This window comes from Wolbachia endosymbiont (group B) of Cyclophora punctaria, assembly GCF_964028235.1.
Classification (GTDB): Bacteria; Pseudomonadota; Alphaproteobacteria; order Rickettsiales; family Anaplasmataceae; genus Wolbachia.
Genome location: NZ_OZ034749.1, coordinates 1,035,893 through 1,052,656 on the forward strand (window position 1 = coordinate 1,035,893; position 16,764 = coordinate 1,052,656).

Annotated in this window: 15 protein-coding genes and 1 tRNA gene; 8 read left to right on the forward strand and 8 right to left on the reverse strand. The window is 33.4% G+C overall.

Annotated elements, in window-relative coordinates; all coding sequences use genetic code 11:
• Window positions 1–15: 15 nt before the first annotated feature.
• A tRNA-Arg gene (locus ABWU33_RS05030) sits at window positions 16–89 on the reverse strand.
• 151 nt (window positions 90–240) lie between these two features.
• Here ABWU33_RS05030 and ABWU33_RS05035 point away from each other — a divergent pair.
• The 6 genes from ABWU33_RS05035 to ABWU33_RS05060 all read left to right on the forward strand — a co-directional run bounded on the left by ABWU33_RS05035 (window position 241) and on the right by ABWU33_RS05060 (window position 4,599).
• Entirely contained in the window at window positions 241–978 is a 738-nt protein-coding gene (locus tag ABWU33_RS05035) for an ABC transporter ATP-binding protein (protein ID WP_211908236.1), read from the forward strand.
• A gap of 140 nt (window positions 979–1,118) precedes the next feature.
• Window positions 1,119–1,286, forward strand: coding sequence for a twin-arginine translocase TatA/TatE family subunit (locus ABWU33_RS05040; RefSeq protein WP_006013840.1), 168 nt, complete (start codon window positions 1,119–1,121; stop codon window positions 1,284–1,286).
• Window positions 1,287–1,412: 126 nt separating this feature from the next.
• Window positions 1,413–2,066, forward strand: coding sequence for an exopolysaccharide biosynthesis protein (locus tag ABWU33_RS05045; protein WP_353280460.1), 654 nt, complete (start codon window positions 1,413–1,415; stop codon window positions 2,064–2,066).
• 107 nt (window positions 2,067–2,173) lie between these two features.
• Window positions 2,174–2,830 carry an exopolysaccharide biosynthesis protein gene (locus tag ABWU33_RS05050; protein WP_353280462.1) on the forward strand — a complete coding sequence of 219 codons (657 nt, stop codon included), beginning with the start codon at window positions 2,174–2,176 and terminating at the stop codon, window positions 2,828–2,830.
• The gene (cysS, locus tag ABWU33_RS05055) at window positions 2,823–4,217 is read left to right on the forward strand and encodes a cysteine--tRNA ligase (RefSeq protein WP_353280463.1); all 1,395 of its coding nucleotides are present in this window, start codon (window positions 2,823–2,825) and stop codon (window positions 4,215–4,217) included. The genes ABWU33_RS05050 and cysS overlap by 8 nt, the downstream gene beginning before the upstream one ends.
• Window positions 4,186–4,599, forward strand: coding sequence for a YqaA family protein (locus ABWU33_RS05060; protein ID WP_319606902.1), 414 nt, complete (start codon window positions 4,186–4,188; stop codon window positions 4,597–4,599). Before cysS ends, ABWU33_RS05060 begins: the two co-directional genes overlap by 32 nt.
• A gap of 30 nt (window positions 4,600–4,629) precedes the next feature.
• Here the strand turns inward: ABWU33_RS05060 and ABWU33_RS05065 are convergent, their stop codons facing one another.
• The 7 genes from ABWU33_RS05065 to hemJ all read right to left on the reverse strand — a co-directional run bounded on the left by ABWU33_RS05065 (window position 4,630) and on the right by hemJ (window position 14,042).
• Window positions 4,630–7,566, reverse strand: a complete 2,937-nt coding sequence (locus ABWU33_RS05065) for an AsmA-like C-terminal domain-containing protein (RefSeq protein ID WP_353280466.1) — start codon at window positions 7,564–7,566, stop codon at window positions 4,630–4,632.
• Window positions 7,559–7,996: a ribonuclease HI gene (rnhA, locus tag ABWU33_RS05070; protein ID WP_211908228.1), complete on the reverse strand. Its 438-nt coding sequence runs from the start codon at window positions 7,994–7,996 to the stop codon at window positions 7,559–7,561. Before rnhA ends, ABWU33_RS05065 begins: the two co-directional genes overlap by 8 nt.
• Window positions 7,997–8,171: 175 nt before the next feature.
• Window positions 8,172–9,059: a heme o synthase gene (locus ABWU33_RS05075; RefSeq protein WP_211908226.1), complete on the reverse strand. Its 888-nt coding sequence runs from the start codon at window positions 9,057–9,059 to the stop codon at window positions 8,172–8,174.
• Between the two features lies 1 nt (window position 9,060).
• Window positions 9,061–10,611 (reverse strand): cytochrome c oxidase subunit I, encoded by a 1,551-nt coding sequence (gene ctaD / locus ABWU33_RS05080; protein ID WP_353280469.1) that lies wholly within the window; start codon window positions 10,609–10,611, stop codon window positions 9,061–9,063.
• A gap of 15 nt (window positions 10,612–10,626) precedes the next feature.
• On the reverse strand, window positions 10,627–11,391 hold the full coding sequence (gene coxB / locus ABWU33_RS05085) for a cytochrome c oxidase subunit II (RefSeq protein WP_353280471.1): 765 nt from the start codon (window positions 11,389–11,391) through the stop codon (window positions 10,627–10,629).
• A gap of 556 nt (window positions 11,392–11,947) precedes the next feature.
• A complete protein-coding gene (locus ABWU33_RS05090; protein WP_250120420.1) occupies window positions 11,948–13,459 on the reverse strand; it encodes an HlyD family type I secretion periplasmic adaptor subunit in 1,512 nt (503 codons plus the stop codon).
• Window positions 13,460–13,613: 154 nt separating this feature from the next.
• Entirely contained in the window at window positions 13,614–14,042 is a 429-nt protein-coding gene (gene hemJ / locus ABWU33_RS05095) for a protoporphyrinogen oxidase HemJ (RefSeq protein ID WP_353280474.1), read from the reverse strand.
• A 65-nt stretch (window positions 14,043–14,107) separates the two neighbouring features.
• Here hemJ and pdhA point away from each other — a divergent pair, with 65 nt between their 5' ends.
• Together pdhA and gatB are read left to right on the forward strand one after the other, a co-directional pair.
• Window positions 14,108–15,088: a pyruvate dehydrogenase (acetyl-transferring) E1 component subunit alpha gene (gene pdhA / locus ABWU33_RS05100; protein ID WP_010401363.1), complete on the forward strand. Its 981-nt coding sequence runs from the start codon at window positions 14,108–14,110 to the stop codon at window positions 15,086–15,088.
• A gap of 205 nt (window positions 15,089–15,293) precedes the next feature.
• The gene (gene gatB, locus ABWU33_RS05105; protein WP_211908216.1) at window positions 15,294–16,724 is read left to right on the forward strand and encodes an Asp-tRNA(Asn)/Glu-tRNA(Gln) amidotransferase subunit GatB; all 1,431 of its coding nucleotides are present in this window, start codon (window positions 15,294–15,296) and stop codon (window positions 16,722–16,724) included.
• Window positions 16,725–16,764 lie beyond the last annotated feature (40 nt).

A 16,764-nucleotide genomic window follows, 5' to 3' on the forward strand; every position in this document is an offset into this window, starting at 1 on the left:
TTTATTAAGATTAAGTGGGACTAGTGCGATTCGAACGCACGGCCTTCGGATTAGGAATCCAACGCTCTATCCTACTGAGCTATAGTCCCATGTCTTCTGCTATTTATGCAAAATTATAGCAAAAAGTCTCGCATTTTTCTAGGTACCCTGTACAATTAATTCACAATAATAAAAAATATTTCTGTATTTCTTGAATGTAATACTGTTATATTTAATAATACGATTCCAATTGAAAGATTAATGCTAGTTAACAATATTAGTTACTTTTATAGTAATCAAGATGGCTTTGCTTTAAGCAACATCAACATTCAAGTGAAGAAAGGAAGTGTTGCCTGTTTACTAGGTCATTCTGGCTGTGGCAAGTCAACAATTCTAAAATTAATCGCAGGAATAGAAAATCCAAAATCTGGAACCATTGTTATAAATGATAAATTAGTTGCAAGTAACAAAGTGTCAATTGCTATAGAGCGTAGAAATATCGGATTGATTTTTCAGCATTCTGCATTATTTCCTCATAAAACAGTAATAGAAAATATAACTTTTGCTATTTGCAGTACTTCTAAGAAAGAAAAATACCTTACTGCATTGGAAATCTTAAAGCTATTTAATATAGAAAAATATGAAAACATGTACCCTCATGCTTTATCAGGAGGACAGCAACAATTAGTTGCAATAGCAAGAGTAATGGCGCAAAATCCTGATGTTGTTTTGCTCGATGAACCATTTTCTAATTTAGATATACTGCTCAAATATCGAATAAGGCACCATATATTGTCACTTTTTAGAAGAAAAAATATTCCTGTACTCATGGTAACTCATGATCCGCAAGAAGCGTTGAAAGTTGCAGATTTTATTTACGTGATGAAAAATGGTAAAATTATTCAATCAGGAGTTCCTAGCTACATATACCACAGACCTAAAGATGATACGTTAGCAAAATTTTTTAGTGAGCTTCCTTTTACTCTACAGCTAAACTAAACTTAATGTTAGGCTAAAACTATTATAAGATAATTAAAAACTCTTGATTTATAATTCAATAAAAGTGATATAATTTATGTATCACTTGGCTTCAGTCAAGTTTTAATACCTAAAAATTAATATTTTCAACGGAGGTACAAATGAGTTTAGGTCCATGGCAGCTGTTTCTAGTCTTAATAATAATCTTAGTTCTGTTTGGTGCAGGTAGGTTACCACAAGTTATGGGTGATTTAGGCAAAGGCATTAAAAACCTTAAACAAGAACTTAAGGATTCAGAGAAACTATCATCTAATGAACCAGATCGTTAGCTTCCTTATGTTTCGTGACACGCACTTTAGTGCGTGTCATTTGTTTAAACAAGGCTAAAGAATTGAAGAGGTATGATTGAAGTACAGTAATAATTATGTTAGTTAGAATGTTATTAAAGGTTAATCGTGGAAGAAAGTGAGAAATTGACTGAAGATAAAAAATTGGCCTCTGATATTCTAAAAGAGGTTGCAGATACCAATAACAACGATAGTGATAAAGTAACATTGTTTGATATTAAAACAGCTTTACATGAACGTGGTTTTAGTATTTTAATAATCATCTTCTCTTTACCGCTATCAGTACCTATACCTGTTCCACCTGGCTATACAACCATTCTTTCTATACCTTTAATCTTATTTTCACTGCAGCTTCTATTTGGGTTTGATTCTCCTTGGATGCCTAATTGGCTAGAAAGGAAATCTTTTCAACGTTCAACACTAGCTCTCGTGGTAGAGAAAACTTCACCTACATTAAAAAAAATAGAAAAGTTCATGAAACCAAGAATGCCTTTTATTTTTCTTGGTCCGGGTGAAAAGATTCTAGCTTTTATGATGTTGCTTTGTGCAATAATAATAGCTCTTCCATTACCTTTTACTCACTTCCTTCCTGCAATTGGTATAACTCTTATTTCACTCGGCATTATGGGTAAAGATGGATTTTTATCTACGTTAGGAGTATTAGTTTCATTCTGTGCGTTATTGGTTACCCTTATTGTAATAGTTAAAGGACCAAAACTTATAGCCGGAACACTTTCTCTTCTTAAAAGCCTTATAACTTAAAAGCTTTACAACACTTTAATAAAAGAATGAAGTACAGCATGAAATGAATAATCGATATTGAAATATAGCAATAACTATGTTAGTTAGAATGTTATTAAAGGGTAACTGTGGAAAAAAGTGTGAAATTGACTGAAGATAAAAAATTGGCCTCTGATATTCTAAAAGAGGTTGCAGATACTAATAATAACGATAATGATAAAGTAACATTATTTGATATTAAAACAGCTTTACATGAGCGTGGTTTTGGTATTTTAATAATCATCTTCTCTTTACCGCTATCAGTACCTATACCTGTTCCACCTGGCTATACAACCATTCTTTCTATACCTTTAATCTTATTTTCACTGCAGCTTCTATTTGGGTTTGATTCTCCTTGGATGCCTAATTGGCTAGAAAGGAAATCTTTTCAACGTTCAACACTAGCTCTCGTGGTAGAGAAAACTTCACCTACATTAAAAAAAATAGAAAAGTTCATGAAACCAAGAATGTCTTTCATTTTTTGTGGTCCTGGTGAAAATATTTTAGCATTTATAATGCTGCTTTGTGCATTATCGATAGCAATCCCACTTCCTTTAACTAACTTCATTCCTGCAATTGGTACAACTCTCATTTCACTGGGTATCATGAGCAAAGATGGATTTCTTTCTATAATGGGAGTATTAGTATCATTGTGTGGGTTATTACTTACTCTTGTCGTAATAGTTAAAGGACCACAGCTTATATTTGGAGCATTTTCTTTTCTAAAAAGCTTTGTATATGGTTAAGCTTTACAACACTTTAACAAAAAAAAAAGAGCCCTTTACACCGATCGATAAAGATCATATAAAAATGTACGTTTGTGGGCCAACAGTATATGATACAGCACATATAGGTAATGCACGTTCTATTGTTGTTTACGATGTATTATTTCGACTGCTTAAATTTTGTTATGGAAAAGTTACTTATGTGCGTAATATAACCGACATCGATGACAAGATAATCAATGCAGCAAATGAGAAAAATAGTAATATAGAAAGCATTAGCAAATATTACACTAAAACTTTTCATGAAGACATGGAAAGCATAAATTGTGCAGAACCAACATATGAACCAAAAGCAACGGAAAACATAGATAACATTATCAAGTTAATTGAGTCTTTGCTGCAAGCTGGTCATGCTTATGAATCCAATAAACATGTATATTTTAGTGTAGAATCTTACCCTGAATACGGCGTTTTATCAGGAAAAAAAATTGATGAATTAAACTACGGTAGTAGAGTTGAAGTTGGTGAAAATAAAAAACACCCAGGAGACTTCGTACTTTGGAAACCTGCAAACGAAACTGACTATAAACTTTCAAGTCACTGGAATAGTCCATGGGGAGAGGGAAGACCAGGGTGGCATATAGAATGTTCAGCAATGTCATATGCTTACCTTGGCAAAGATTTTGATATTCACGGTGGCGGTATAGACTTGCAATTTCCTCATCATGAGAATGAAATTGCGCAGAGTAAATCTGCATTTGCTGAGTCAACGTTTGCAAAATATTGGATACACAACGGTTTTCTTACGGTAAATGAAGAGAAAATGAGCAAATCATTATTTAATATAGTCAAAGTAAGGGATTTGCTAGATAGTGGAGTCAGAGGTGAAGTAATACGTTATGCACTGCTCAAAACTCACTATAGAAAACCACTTGATTGGACAGAAAATGTTATCTCTGAGTCGCAAGAAACTTTAAACAAGTTTTATCGGTTATTACGTAGTACATGTATTAAGGAAAGTGATGCAGAAGTCTCTAAAGATTTTATAGAGGCTTTGAAAAACGATTTAAACATTCCTGAAGCTGTAGCCATATTGCATGAAATGGCCACAGAAATCAATAAGACAAGTAATGAATGTGAGAGGCTCAAATTAACTAAGAAGTTTGTTAAAAGCGCAAGGTTCATTGGTCTTCTTGAGTCAAGTTATCAAGAGTGGTTTGCAAGTGGTGTGAGTCATCAAGAAATAGAAAGGTTGATAGACTTAAGAAAAGTAGCAAAACAAAATAAAGATTATGATACTGCAGACAAAATAAGAGAGCAATTGAAACAAATGGGGGTTACAATTTCTGACAACGAAGATGGTACAACAACTTGGTATGGAAAATTATCTCCTATTGTTTATAGATAGCCTAGTATCATCGCTTATCTTACCCATACATCAAGGTTTTGTACTTTACACTATGTTATGCTTTAGGTCAAACTACGATCAACTACTTATATTACTTTTTGGAGTATTAGGATCCAGTCTTGGTGGAATAGCTAACTGGTATTTAGGTAGAATAACAATTTTTATCAGAAGATCACATCACAAATTAGAGAATGAAGACAAAACACCAAAAATTGTAAGGCACCTACTGATTTGTGCAGTTGCATTGCTTTCGTGGGTACCACCACTTGGAAGTGTGACTCAGATTTTATCCGGTTACTTCAAGTTAAACCTTTATATTCTTGTTCCCTTAATTATTTTATCTAACTTCCTCTGTTTGTTGTATCTAACGTTTACCATCTAACTAAACATCAATAAACAACTTTTCTTCTGGTCATATTGAGCTAAATTTCTTCTTCAAACTACCTTTTAAAATGCTTTTATTAGTTTTTGTCATAATACGATCAAATACTCCTAATAACCTCTTAAGTAAGCTTGGGGTTAGCGAAGAGATAGGATTAACAGATACGTTGTTGTTTTTATCATCACCATTTGCTTTGTAGTCTATTGAAATAATCCCCCTACTCTTCCCACCAGTCAGAAGTTTTCCGATTATAGGGATTTTCAACAAAGATTTGTTAATTGAGTATGCCGGTATTACTTGTCCTTCAACCTGGAATTTATAACCCTTAATATCGAGCGTACCACTAGTGCTAATGCCTAGTTCCGCTCCTTCAAGCCAAGATTCTTCAATTTCAACAGTGCCATCTTTATATGAAAAAGGTGCATTACACTTATAAAAATGTACACCTTCGTTCTTTATAGCATTTACAATACCAGGCAGTGAAGACATTGATAATAAAGTGGTAAGCAGTGGAGCATCTTTGATATAGAAATTGCTGATAGATAACATACCATAATGTTCTCCATTTTCTCTCTTAGAAGATAGATAAAGAGATAATTTGCCATTTTTAACTGATTTACCAATACCTAAAGAACGCAAAAGCATACCTGAATTATCCGCGTATATTTCAAGCCCTATTTCACTATGTTCTACTAGTATATTACTGTTATCTTCTAAAAACTGTCCTGTGAATTGACTTCCACTACAATCACCTTTAGCACAAGTTACATTTAGCTTAGCATCTTTTATGATAATTCCTTCTTTCATAATTATATTATCAACATTCATAGTAACTTCTATTTTGTTATTTAATCGATTACTATCTTTGCCAAGTAAACCTAACACATCACTTAAGTTGATTTTCTCACCGTGAATAATTATGACATTTTTCTCCTTACCTGATTCAATTTCTACACTAAAATTATTATCAGGTAATTTAAAGTTGCTAGAATTTAAATATAGATTTCCATTTTCTACTCTTCCGCTAAATTTTATGTCTAGATCATTTCCTACAACATCTAGTTTATCTATTAGTAACTTACCTGCTCCTTTTAGCCTTGTAGAAAATAAAACTTCATTGTGATCTTCAAAATGGTTTTTCCACCCTAAGTAGCTTGAACGCAACTCGAGCTCTGATAAATCTATATTACCATTAACATACCCTGTTTTGTCTTGATACATTACTGACTCTATATTTGCATTGATATAACCATCACCGAAATTAAGTATTTGAGCAGGTAAACCTCCAGTCAAACTCCAGGCAAAATTTTCATTTTTATTGCTACTTTTGAGGTCAAATAGCAGCTGTGTATTATTTACCATACCACTGCCATTTAAATCAATAAAATCTCTGCCGAAATCAAGCTTAATATCATACTTACCAAGACTTTCATTATATACGACCAAATTATCAATTTCAGAATAGAAATTTGCTGAGAAGTCCACTTTTTTACTATCACCATTTAGATTAAAAATACGAAAATTGAATATAGAATTTGCTATTCCACCTACTTTATCTCTTTCAAATTTTACCACATCATCCAGCTTAAATTTTATAGGCTCATATAACCCATAAGCATCACTTACAGCCTGACCATTAATGGTAAGAACAGAATCTTCTTTATTGAGAGAGTTCATTTCAATATGACCACTATTGATAGTAAAATTCTGAAACTTAGCTCTATTTACAATAATTTTGAGATTGTTATCCTTGAGAGTTAACTCACCGTTCAAGTTCTCTACTCGTTCAAAATCCTCATCAAATTGAACGCTGCCATTTTCTATATCAGCAACAATTACAATACCTGACAGATCATCATTTATTAAACTATCGATTTTACCGTTAAAACTTATAATTGTATTTATAATATTCCCATCAATATTATTACAATACCACTTTCTAAATTCATTGTTCACTAGACCATCTGGTACATAAGTACATAAATCTTTTGCAACAAGTTTACTAATATTAACTCTAAGCAAAGCATGATTTGTGCCAAAGTTCATTTTGCCAATCAAAGAAAGGTAAGTATCATTTAACTTAAAATGAAAGTTTTTTACGCTAATGATTTCATCACTATATGTCAAATTTACATTTACATTAGTCAAGGCTAAGTTTTTACCTGAGTGACTCTCTGTATTTAACACGTATATGTTTCCATCCATAACTTCATCCTTTCCATTAATTCTCATTGAGAAGTTCCCTTTGAACCCTATTTCTTTGTCCAAATTGTAACTTTTAACTAGTGTGGAAAACTCGTTAAATAGCCCCAACTTTAGGTTATAAAATGTTCCATACAAATTTAACAAATTATTGCGATTTTTTATCATAATAGATAAATCATCTAGAATCCCCTTTTTATCTTTTGTATGAACACGAATATCCAAAACATTAAAATTTTCCTCCTTTCCTACATATACTTTATCAATGAAGAATTCACCTTCCATATTTCTATTGATAGCAATGTTAGTAATTTCAATCCTTGAGTCTGCATTTAAGTAGAAAAAAATTTTTCTTATTGTCTTCAGCAGATTTTTTGTACTACTCATCTTATCTGTCATTACAGATGTTGTTATTCCTCTGGTCTCTTCCTTTTTGATATATATGTGTACATTACCAGCTAAAACCTGAGAGAACTTTTTGGAACTTAACTTAAAGTGTACGAAAAGCTCAGGAACTTCTATGGTAAAGTCAGGATTTGTTATTTTTAAATCTGTAATGACTAGCTTGCCATCTTTCTGCCAAATAACCGAGGTACTCTCCATGCTGACATCCGAATTGGTAAATATCTTTAATATTTTTTTCTTTATATAAAAATTAATATAACTAATATTGATTTCTAAAGGACCTTCCCCTTTAAAAGGGATAAAGAAGCAGAATATAAATAATAAAATTATAGAAAATGATAGAGCTATTTTTTTAAGCATCGATTATTGCTTTTCTTGCTAAGCTGTCGGCTTCTTCATTGTATTTATCACCATTATGCGCTTTCACCCACTTCCAGTTAATCTCATGTTGCAAAGCAACATCGTCTAATTCTTTCCATAATTCTATATTTTTTACTGACTTCTTATTACTTGTCTTCCAGCCGTTCATTTTCCACTTATTTATCCATTCTGTTATACCGTATTTAATATAGAGGCTATCCGTATACAAACTGATATTACAAGGAAATTTTAATACCTTCAGTCCATTGATCACTGCTGTTAACTCCATTTTATTATTTGTAGTATTTTCTTCTCCACCACAGATGTTCTTTCTATGATTTTGAAATAATATGATTGCTGCCCATCCTCCTGTCCCTGGGTTACCAGAGCATGCTCCATCTGTGTATATTGTCACTTCCTTTTTCTTCATCTTTAACTGTAGTGAATTAATAAAGTATATCGTTGCTTCTATAAAATCACAATTTTTATAGATATAGAGGCAATTTAAGCTGCACCTTTAAATTTTATTATGGAAATAAAAAAAAGTGCTACAACGAGCATTATTAGAAGAGAAAGTAAAAGATAGTTTTTATGTTCTTTCATGGTTAAAACAAATCAATAGAGCAGTAAATAACGCTGGCAAACAGAGAAAATAGATAAGAAATCGAATAAGAAAACATTTTTTTCTGCGAGCTATGACTCTTAAGCCTTATAACGGATGCAGCAAACCAAATAAAAACACACCCTTCAATAATTGCCATACTGAGGTAAAATAGAGCCTTTTTCAAAAATAGTGCTGGAAGTAAGCTAGTTAATACGAGTAACACGCTATAGATTAATATATATTTCCTCGTTTTTTCTGGACCATAAACGATATTGAACATTGGAATCGATGCTTTTGTATAATCTTCAGATCTATTTAAGGATAGAGCCCAAAAATGTGGTGGAGTCCACATAAAAATTATTAAAAATAGAATACAACTTTCCCAGCTTACAGAGTCAGTTACAACCGCCCAGCCAATCATTGGAGGAAAAGCACCTGCTGCACCACCAATAACAATATTCTGCGGAGTACGCCTTTTGAGCCAAATTGTATACACAAAAACATAAAATAATATGCTAATTGCAAGCAAAGCAGCAGAAACATGGTTCACTGCTATTGCCATGATAAATACTGACAATATTCCAAGAGTTATGCCAAATTCAAGCGCGCTTTCTGCAGAAACTCTACCTGAAGGTATAGGGCGGTTTTTTGTTCTCTCCATAAGCAAGTCTATATCTCTGTCATACCACATATTTATTGCACCTGCAGATCCTGAACCAAGAGCAATGCACATAAGAGATATTAGTGCAAGGAAAGGATGAATGCTACCTGGTGCAGCAACCATTCCAGCAATTGCAGTAAACACTACAAGGTACATTATCCTTGGCTTCAGCAAATGCCAAAAGTCCAATATTGTCGATTCAACGTTTAACAAAGCACTTATATACACTTTATTTTACCACTGGTGGCTTTTCGAAAGTATGAAAAGGTGGTGGTGAAGATACCGTCCACTCTAAGGTATCACCCCCCCAAGGATTATCTCCAGTTTTTTTGCCCCACTTAAAGAGATGTATAACTATAAATACAAAGAACATAACTGAAACAAAGGACATATATGAGCCAATTGAGGATATATAATTCCAAGGGATAAACGCGTCGGGATAATCAGGTATACGCCTTGGCATACCTGCTAATCCCAGGAAATGCTGGGGTAAGAAAGTGACATTGGTGCTAATAGAAGTGAGCCAAAAGTGTATCTTTCCTAAACACTCGTTATATTGCTTACCTGACATTTTGCCTATCCAATAATAAAAACCGGCGAAAGCTCCAAATAATGCAGCAAGCGACATGACATAGTGAAAGTGAGCAACGACATAATAGGTATCGTGCAAAAGCTTATCTATTCCACCGTGAGAAAGAATTATCCCTGTTATACCACCTCCAACAAACATGAAAATAAAACCTAATGCAAATAGCATTGGTGTCTTCAATTCAATCGCTCCACCCCACATAGTTGCAATCCAACTAAAGACTTTTACACCAGTTATAACACCAATGAAAATTGTGCTAGTGCTAAAAAATATAGCAGCATCCTCGCTAAGCCCAACAGTAAACATATGGTGAGCCCAAACCATAAAGCCAAACGTTGCTATTCCTATCATAGCATAAACCATTCCCATATAACCAAATACTGGCCTATGAGAAAAAGTTGACACAACCTGACTGATGATACCAAATGCAGGAAAAATAATTATGTAAACTTCTGGATGACCAAAAAACCAAAACAGATGTTGAAATAACACAGGATCACCACCACCAGCAGGATCAAAAAAGGAGGTACCTATATTACGATCAGTGAGCAGCATAGTTATAGCACCAGCAAGTACCGGTAAGGCAACAATTAACATAAATGATGTGAGTAAAATAGACCAAACAAATAGTGGTATCTTAGTGAGTGACATACCTTTTGCACGCATATTGAATATGGTAACTATAAAGTTGATCGCCCCAACAATTGATGACATACCAGCAATATGAAGTGCGAGTATAGCAAGATCAACTCCTGCACTTGGGTGGGACATAATTTGCGACAAAGGTGGGTATAAAGTCCATCCTGTTCCAGGACCTTCGCCAGCAAATACCGAGAGGATAAGCAAAATAAAAGATGAAACTAACAACCAAAAACTTAAATTATTCATACGAGGAAATGCCATATCTGGTGAACCAATCATGAGAGGTACGAACCAATTACCAAATCCTCCCATTAAGGCTGGCATTATCATAAAAAACACCATTATTACCGCATGCCCTGTAATCATTACGTTATATAGCTGGTAATTATTGTTAAGTATATTAATATGCATTAGCTGAGTACGAATAATTACCGATAATAATCCACCAATAATTCCAGCTAATATGGAAAAAATAATGTATAGTGTCCCTATATCTTTGTGATTAGTAGAAAACAGCCAACGTCTTATACCTTTTGGTGCATCACTCATATCTATACTCCAAACTTAACTTACTAATTTTTTATCTTCAATCCACTTATTAAAATCTTCTTTACTCACTGCTTCAACAACAATTGGCATAAATCCATGACCTTGACCACATAGTTCATAACATTGCCCATAATAAATACCGGGCTTCTTGACGTTAAACCATGCTTCATTCAGCCTACCTGGTATTGCATCAATTTTTATACCAAAAGCCGGTATTCCCCAGCTATGTATTACATCTCCTGCTGTCACTTGTAAACGAATATTAGTATTGATAGGTAAAATAACGTTATTATCAACAGAGAATAGTTTTAAATCTCTTTCGGTAAAGTCTTCTTTTCCTTTTATATAGCTGTCAAATGAAATACCTTGATATTCTGGGTACTGGTAACTCCAATACCATTGATGACCAATAACTTTTAGTGTTATGTCAGCTTTTGGCACTTTCTCCTGTAGTTTAATTAATTCAGCATTTTTAAAAGCCAATACCCCAACAATAATCGTTGGTATAACAAACCAGATAATTTCTACAAAGATATTATGAGTTATTTTACTAACATTTTTCACTTTGCCCTTACGAAAGCGAAATACTACATAAGCAAGCAGGGCCCATACAAAAAGCATAATTGCAATCATTACACTCATCACAAACGAATGTGACTTAACTATAACCTCCATTATCTCAGTTGCAGGCGCAGGAAATCCAAATTGCCAAGAAGTAGGAGCAGAAGCAATTGATATGTTTGAGTAAAACATTATCAATAATGCAAATAACTTCACCATATTTTTTGCTGTAAAACTAACTGTATAATAATATATATAAACTTACTATGCAAACAGAGATTATAGAATGTACACAAGTGTTTTGCTAAATATTGAATCAAAAGTAAATGATGATTAATGTTTTTTTAGCATTTAATAAATATAATAATACGATACTAACTTGAGGAAAAAGCATTTACATGAATCTATTTTAAGTTAAAATATTATAATATTTTAAGTTAAGTATTTACTTTAAGGAAATTCTATAATAAGTTTAATAGTGTCTGTTATTGCTAATAACCCTCTAGCCTCACACCTAAAAGCAGTAACAGACACTATTAAACTTTAGGTAAGTTTGTCTATTTATAATTCATTAAGGTAAAAATCTTACTAATTCCTTTAATTCTATTATACAGCTGAGTTTACTAATTAACCTTTAATGTTTACGTTAGCATTTGCATCTTAAATCAAAGATTTACATATTATAGAAAATAATTATAAAATAATACACTACTTGTGTGTAAATTTTTTTGCATATCAAACTCTGTAAACAAATTTTTTAGAAAAGCCAAATAAATTATCTCTCTATGAAAGATCTATCGAATGTTGCAATTATAGGTGTAAACAAGAACGATAAAAGAGTGCGGGATTGAGTAACTATATATACTTCTACTGGCATACCAGGATATAGGTATACGTTTTTAAATTGAGCAAGTTCTGATTTTGGTATCACCACTCGCACTGAATAATAACGCCCCATCCTTGGATCATCAAGAGCATCAGGGGAAATATGGTTTACTATACCGTTAATTAAACTTAAGCGACGTGCACTATAAGCGCTCAGCCTTACTTTAACTTTCAGCCCTTCTAGTCCGTCGATAGAGACTATATTGCTATCTTTCTTTTTTGCTGACAGTATCTCTTCTATGTTTCTGGTTAGAACTTTAGCATCTATTATTAGATCATCATCTGATGGTACTATACTCATGATTGGAACTCCAGATTGTATAACACCACCTTCAGTGTGGTATCTTATATCTGTAACTATACCATCTTGAGGTGATTTAATTATTGTACGTGCTAACGAATCTTCAGCAACCATCAGCCTCTCTTTTAAGTCTGCAATAGATGTATTAACTTCCTTAAGCTCAGCATTTGCTCTTTCTTGAGCATCATTCTTCACATTTATAATCTCTAACTCATTTTCTCCAATCTTTTGCTGTACTTGAGATATTGCAGAACGGTAATGTCCAACTCTACCCTCAATTTCAGCAAACTGTTTTTCTAAAGCTAAAATGTGTGGTTTGCTTATATGGCCACTATCAAGTAATTGTCTTTTTGTTTCTAACTCCTCCGTTATCAAGTCATATTGCTTATGGGCTGCATTTAGTTGAAAATTTAGCCCTGCTAATTCATCATTTAACTGCTTTATACGTTGTTGCAGTATGTCAGTTTTTCCTAATATACTCTTTCTCTGAGAGTTGAACAACTTTACCTGATTCTTTATCGCTTTATTTACAGGTTCATCGTTAGATAATCTTTTAACCTCATCAGAAAATTCTAGCGTATCTAAGTCTCCCCTAATTGCAATAAGTCTTGCTTCAGTTGCCAAAAGTGATAAGAGTTTTTCTTTAATTATACTCAAATTTGCCTTTTCGTTAACATCACTTAATAAAACTAAAGGCTCATCTTTTTTAACTGCTTGACCTTCTTTTACTAAAATTTTGCTTATTATTCCCCCACCCAAGTGTTGCACTATTTTTCTATTTGAAGAGACAATAACTTCTCCACTTGCATGCACTGCTCCGTCAATTGGAGCTATAGCTGACCAAATACCACCTATTCCAAAAAAGATGAATATCACCACTAAACCAAAAAATAGTGGTCCCCATGTGACTTTTAGGACTTCATTTACGTTATTACTCTCACGTTTAAAAATAAAATTTATCATCGCATCAATCCATGCGAACGTCTTATCCAAAAATTGATATTTCTTCTTTCTATTTCCTGCCCTTTGCATATCTATATCATCACTACCAATCAGGCCTGTCAAAGAAAGTCCAGCACTAAGCTTTTTTAACTTACTCATTATAATACTACTGCGAATTCTTGTTAACCAGGATAACACACAAAAACAAAGAATCTATACCTTAAGTACTTTACTTAGACTACGGAACATCAGAATAAACTATTTAGTAACAATTCTTATACTCCATTCAATGGTTCAGCATTAGGCTAGAAAATCAAAAAGGTTTTACAATAACCATAATAACTATAATTATTATTAACACTGTTACTGCTTCGTTTAAAACACGAAAATAAACGTGAGTTTTCTTATTCAAGCCCACTGCAAAATTTTTCCTATGATTTGCAAGTAGGACATGAATAGCAAACATTAAGAATAATGCTAGCGCTTTTACATGAAACCACCCTTCGCGATATGCTTCCCTAATAATCATTAGCATAATTCCAAAACTAAGGGAGAAAAGCATTGCAGGGTTTATGATATATCTAAGGAGTCTCTTCTCCATTATTTGAAGTAAGCTGTCATTTTCTGACCCTGGTTTTACAGATGCATGGTAAACATAAAGCCTTGGTAAATAGAGCATACCTGCCACCCACATAATTACAGAGATAACGTGAAAAGCTTCAAGCCAGTGATAGTAATCCATATAGATAGTATTATAAAATGTTAAAAATTTCTGGTATGATCTCAATTTAATAAAAGAAAGTCAATATGAAAGCAGAAAATTTCACTAAAGAACAGGTGATTGGATTCTACAGAAAAATGCTTCTCATACGCAGATTTGAGGAAAAAGCAGGACAATTATACGGAATGGGATTAATAGGCGGATTCTGTCACTTATCAATAGGGCAAGAAGCAGTTGCAGTTGGGACTCAAGCTGCATCAAAATCTGGTGATGCTTTTATCACAAGCTATAGAGACCATGGCTTAATGCTTGCATGTAACTCTGATCCGAATGTTGTGATGGCAGAACTAACCGGCAAAGAAACAGGGTGTTCAAAAGGCAAAGGTGGCTCCATGCACATATTTGATGTTGAAAAAAATTTCTTTGGTGGACATGGAATAGTAGGTGCACAAGTCCCAATTGGCACAGGAATAGCATTTGCTAATAAATACAAGAAAAAAGATAACGTTGTATTCACATATTTTGGTGACGGTGCTGCAAATCAAGGACAAGTATATGAATCATTTAATATGGCATCTTTGTGGAAGTTACCTGTGGTTTATATCATAGAAAATAACGAATACGCAATGGGAACTTCTGTACAAAGATCAACTTTAGTAACTGAACTATATAAAAGAGGAGAGAGTTTTGGTATTCCTGGAAAACAAGTTGATGGAATGGATTTTTTCTCTGTCTATGAGTTAACAAGTGAAATAGCTGAGCATGTACGTGGGGGAAAAGGACCTCTCTTGCTTGAAATGAAGACATATCGATATCGTGGCCATTCAATGTCAGATCCTGCTACTTATCGCTCAAAAGAAGAAGTTGAAGATATGAAGCAAAATCATGATCCTATAAGCACCCTAAAGCAGTATATAACAGACAATAAAATCGCTTCTGATGAAGAATGCAAAGCTATTGATAAGGAAATACGAGATTTAGTAAAAAAGTCAGAAGATTTTGCTAAAAATAGTAAAGAGCCAGGCATTGATGAACTATATACTGATGTTTATAAATTTGTTAGCTAATCAGTTGCCATCAAAATTATGTTTTGGCCTACTATAGATATTTTTTGGCAGCACTTAACTTTATTATATAACAGCCTAGTCAATAGAAACTGTAGTAACTCTTATATTATTGATATACAACGCTCTTGGATCATAGGTTAAATGAGTTTTATTTGACTTTTTGTGCTAGTTTGCAGAATATAAAGTTATTAATTGAATAAAATACATGACAAAAGAAAACTGGGAGACAGTAATTGGACTTGAGGTACACGCTCAGGTTTCTTCTAAGACAAAGCTATTTTCTAGTTCACTAACGGAATTTGGCACTGAGCACAATACTCAAGTTTCTCTAGTTGATGCAGCAATGCCAGGTACATTGCCAATATTAAATTATTTCTGCATAGAGCAAGGAATATGTACCGGTCTTGCACTTTCTGCAGAAATTAATAAATGCTCTTACTTTGATCGTAAAAATTATTTTTATCCCGATTTACCACAAGGTTACCAAATAACCCAGTTCTTTGAGCCAATAGTTAAAAATGGTAAAGTGTTTATCAATAATAATGAAAAAGAAATAAGAATCGCAAGAATTCACTTAGAGCAAGATGCAGGAAAGAGTATTCATGAAGAAAGCAAAACTTACGTAGATTTAAATCGTGCAGGTGTTGCTTTAATGGAAATTGTTTCAGAGCCAGATCTTCGTTCATCTGCAGAAGCTGCAGAATTCATGAAAAAATTGAGGCAGATTTTGCGTTACATCGGTTCATGTGATGGTGATATGGAAAAGGGGTCACTTCGCTGTGATGCAAATGTTTCTGTTCGCCCAAAGGGTAGTAGCACATTTGGCACTCGTTGTGAAATAAAAAACTTAAATTCAATACGTTATATTGTACAAGCTATAGATTATGAAGCACAAAGGCAGATCAAAATTTTGGAAAGCGGAGGAGAAATAAGTCAAGATACCTTATTGTTTGATGTCACTTTAGGAAAAACAAAAGTGATGAGAAGCAAAGAAGATTCAAGTGACTATAGATATTTCCCTGAACCTGATTTGCTACCTGTTGAAATAAGCCAAGACAAAATTGATTCTATTAAATCATCTTTACCCGAGTTGCCAGATCAAAAAAAACTTCGATACATAGAGGAATTAGGTATCAATGAATATGATGCAGACGTTATCACTTCTGATAAAGAAATTGCCGATTATTTTGAAAAATTAGCAAAAAAGCATGATTCAAAGATTGCAGTTACCTGGTTAACCGTCGAGCTTTTCGGTCGTTTAAATAAAACAAATATTGATATTGTTAGCTCTCCAATTAAAGCAGATGCTTTATCCGAACTCCTCGACTTTATCGTCGATGGAACGATCTCTGCTAAACTTGGTAAACAAGTTTTTGATATTATGTTTGAAACTGGAAAGCCTGCATCCCTTATTATAGAAGAGCAGAATCTCAAGCAAATAACTGACACATGTCAAATCTCAGAGATAATAGATAAAATCATCAATGACAACCAAGATAAAGTTCAAGAATATAAGGGTGGTAAAACAAGATTGTATGGGTTCTTTGTTGGTGAAGTCATGAAATCCACCAAAGGAAAAGCCAGCCCTGATGTCGTAAACTTGGTTTTGAGTGAAAAATTAAAATTGAGTGCCTAGGTGTACGGTCCCAGATCTTTTGCTATTTGCTTGACTTGTT

Bases quoted from the DNA above. Each gene is read 5' to 3' on its own strand.
- ABWU33_RS05035 (WP_211908236.1), top strand. From the start codon at position 241: ATGCTAGTTAACAATATTAGTTACTTTTATAGTAATCAAGATGGCTTT.
- ABWU33_RS05040 (WP_006013840.1), top strand. From the start codon at position 1,119: ATGAGTTTAGGTCCATGGCAGCTGTTTCTAGTCTTAATAATAATCTTA.
- cysS (WP_353280463.1), top strand. From the start codon at position 2,823: ATGGTTAAGCTTTACAACACTTTAACAAAAAAAAAAGAGCCCTTTACA.
- ABWU33_RS05060 (WP_319606902.1), top strand. From the start codon at position 4,186: ATGGAAAATTATCTCCTATTGTTTATAGATAGCCTAGTATCATCGCTT.
- ABWU33_RS05065 (WP_353280466.1), bottom strand. From the start codon at position 7,566: ATGCTTAAAAAAATAGCTCTATCATTTTCTATAATTTTATTATTTATA.
- rnhA (WP_211908228.1), bottom strand. From the start codon at position 7,996: ATGAAGAAAAAGGAAGTGACAATATACACAGATGGAGCATGCTCTGGT.
- ctaD (WP_353280469.1), bottom strand. From the start codon at position 10,611: ATGAGTGATGCACCAAAAGGTATAAGACGTTGGCTGTTTTCTACTAAT.
- coxB (WP_353280471.1), bottom strand. From the start codon at position 11,391: ATGGTGAAGTTATTTGCATTATTGATAATGTTTTACTCAAACATATCA.
- ABWU33_RS05090 (WP_250120420.1), bottom strand. From the start codon at position 13,459: ATGAGTAAGTTAAAAAAGCTTAGTGCTGGACTTTCTTTGACAGGCCTG.
- hemJ (WP_353280474.1), bottom strand. From the start codon at position 14,042: ATGGATTACTATCACTGGCTTGAAGCTTTTCACGTTATCTCTGTAATT.
- pdhA (WP_010401363.1), top strand. From the start codon at position 14,108: ATGAAAGCAGAAAATTTCACTAAAGAACAGGTGATTGGATTCTACAGA.
- gatB (WP_211908216.1), top strand. From the start codon at position 15,294: ATGACAAAAGAAAACTGGGAGACAGTAATTGGACTTGAGGTACACGCT.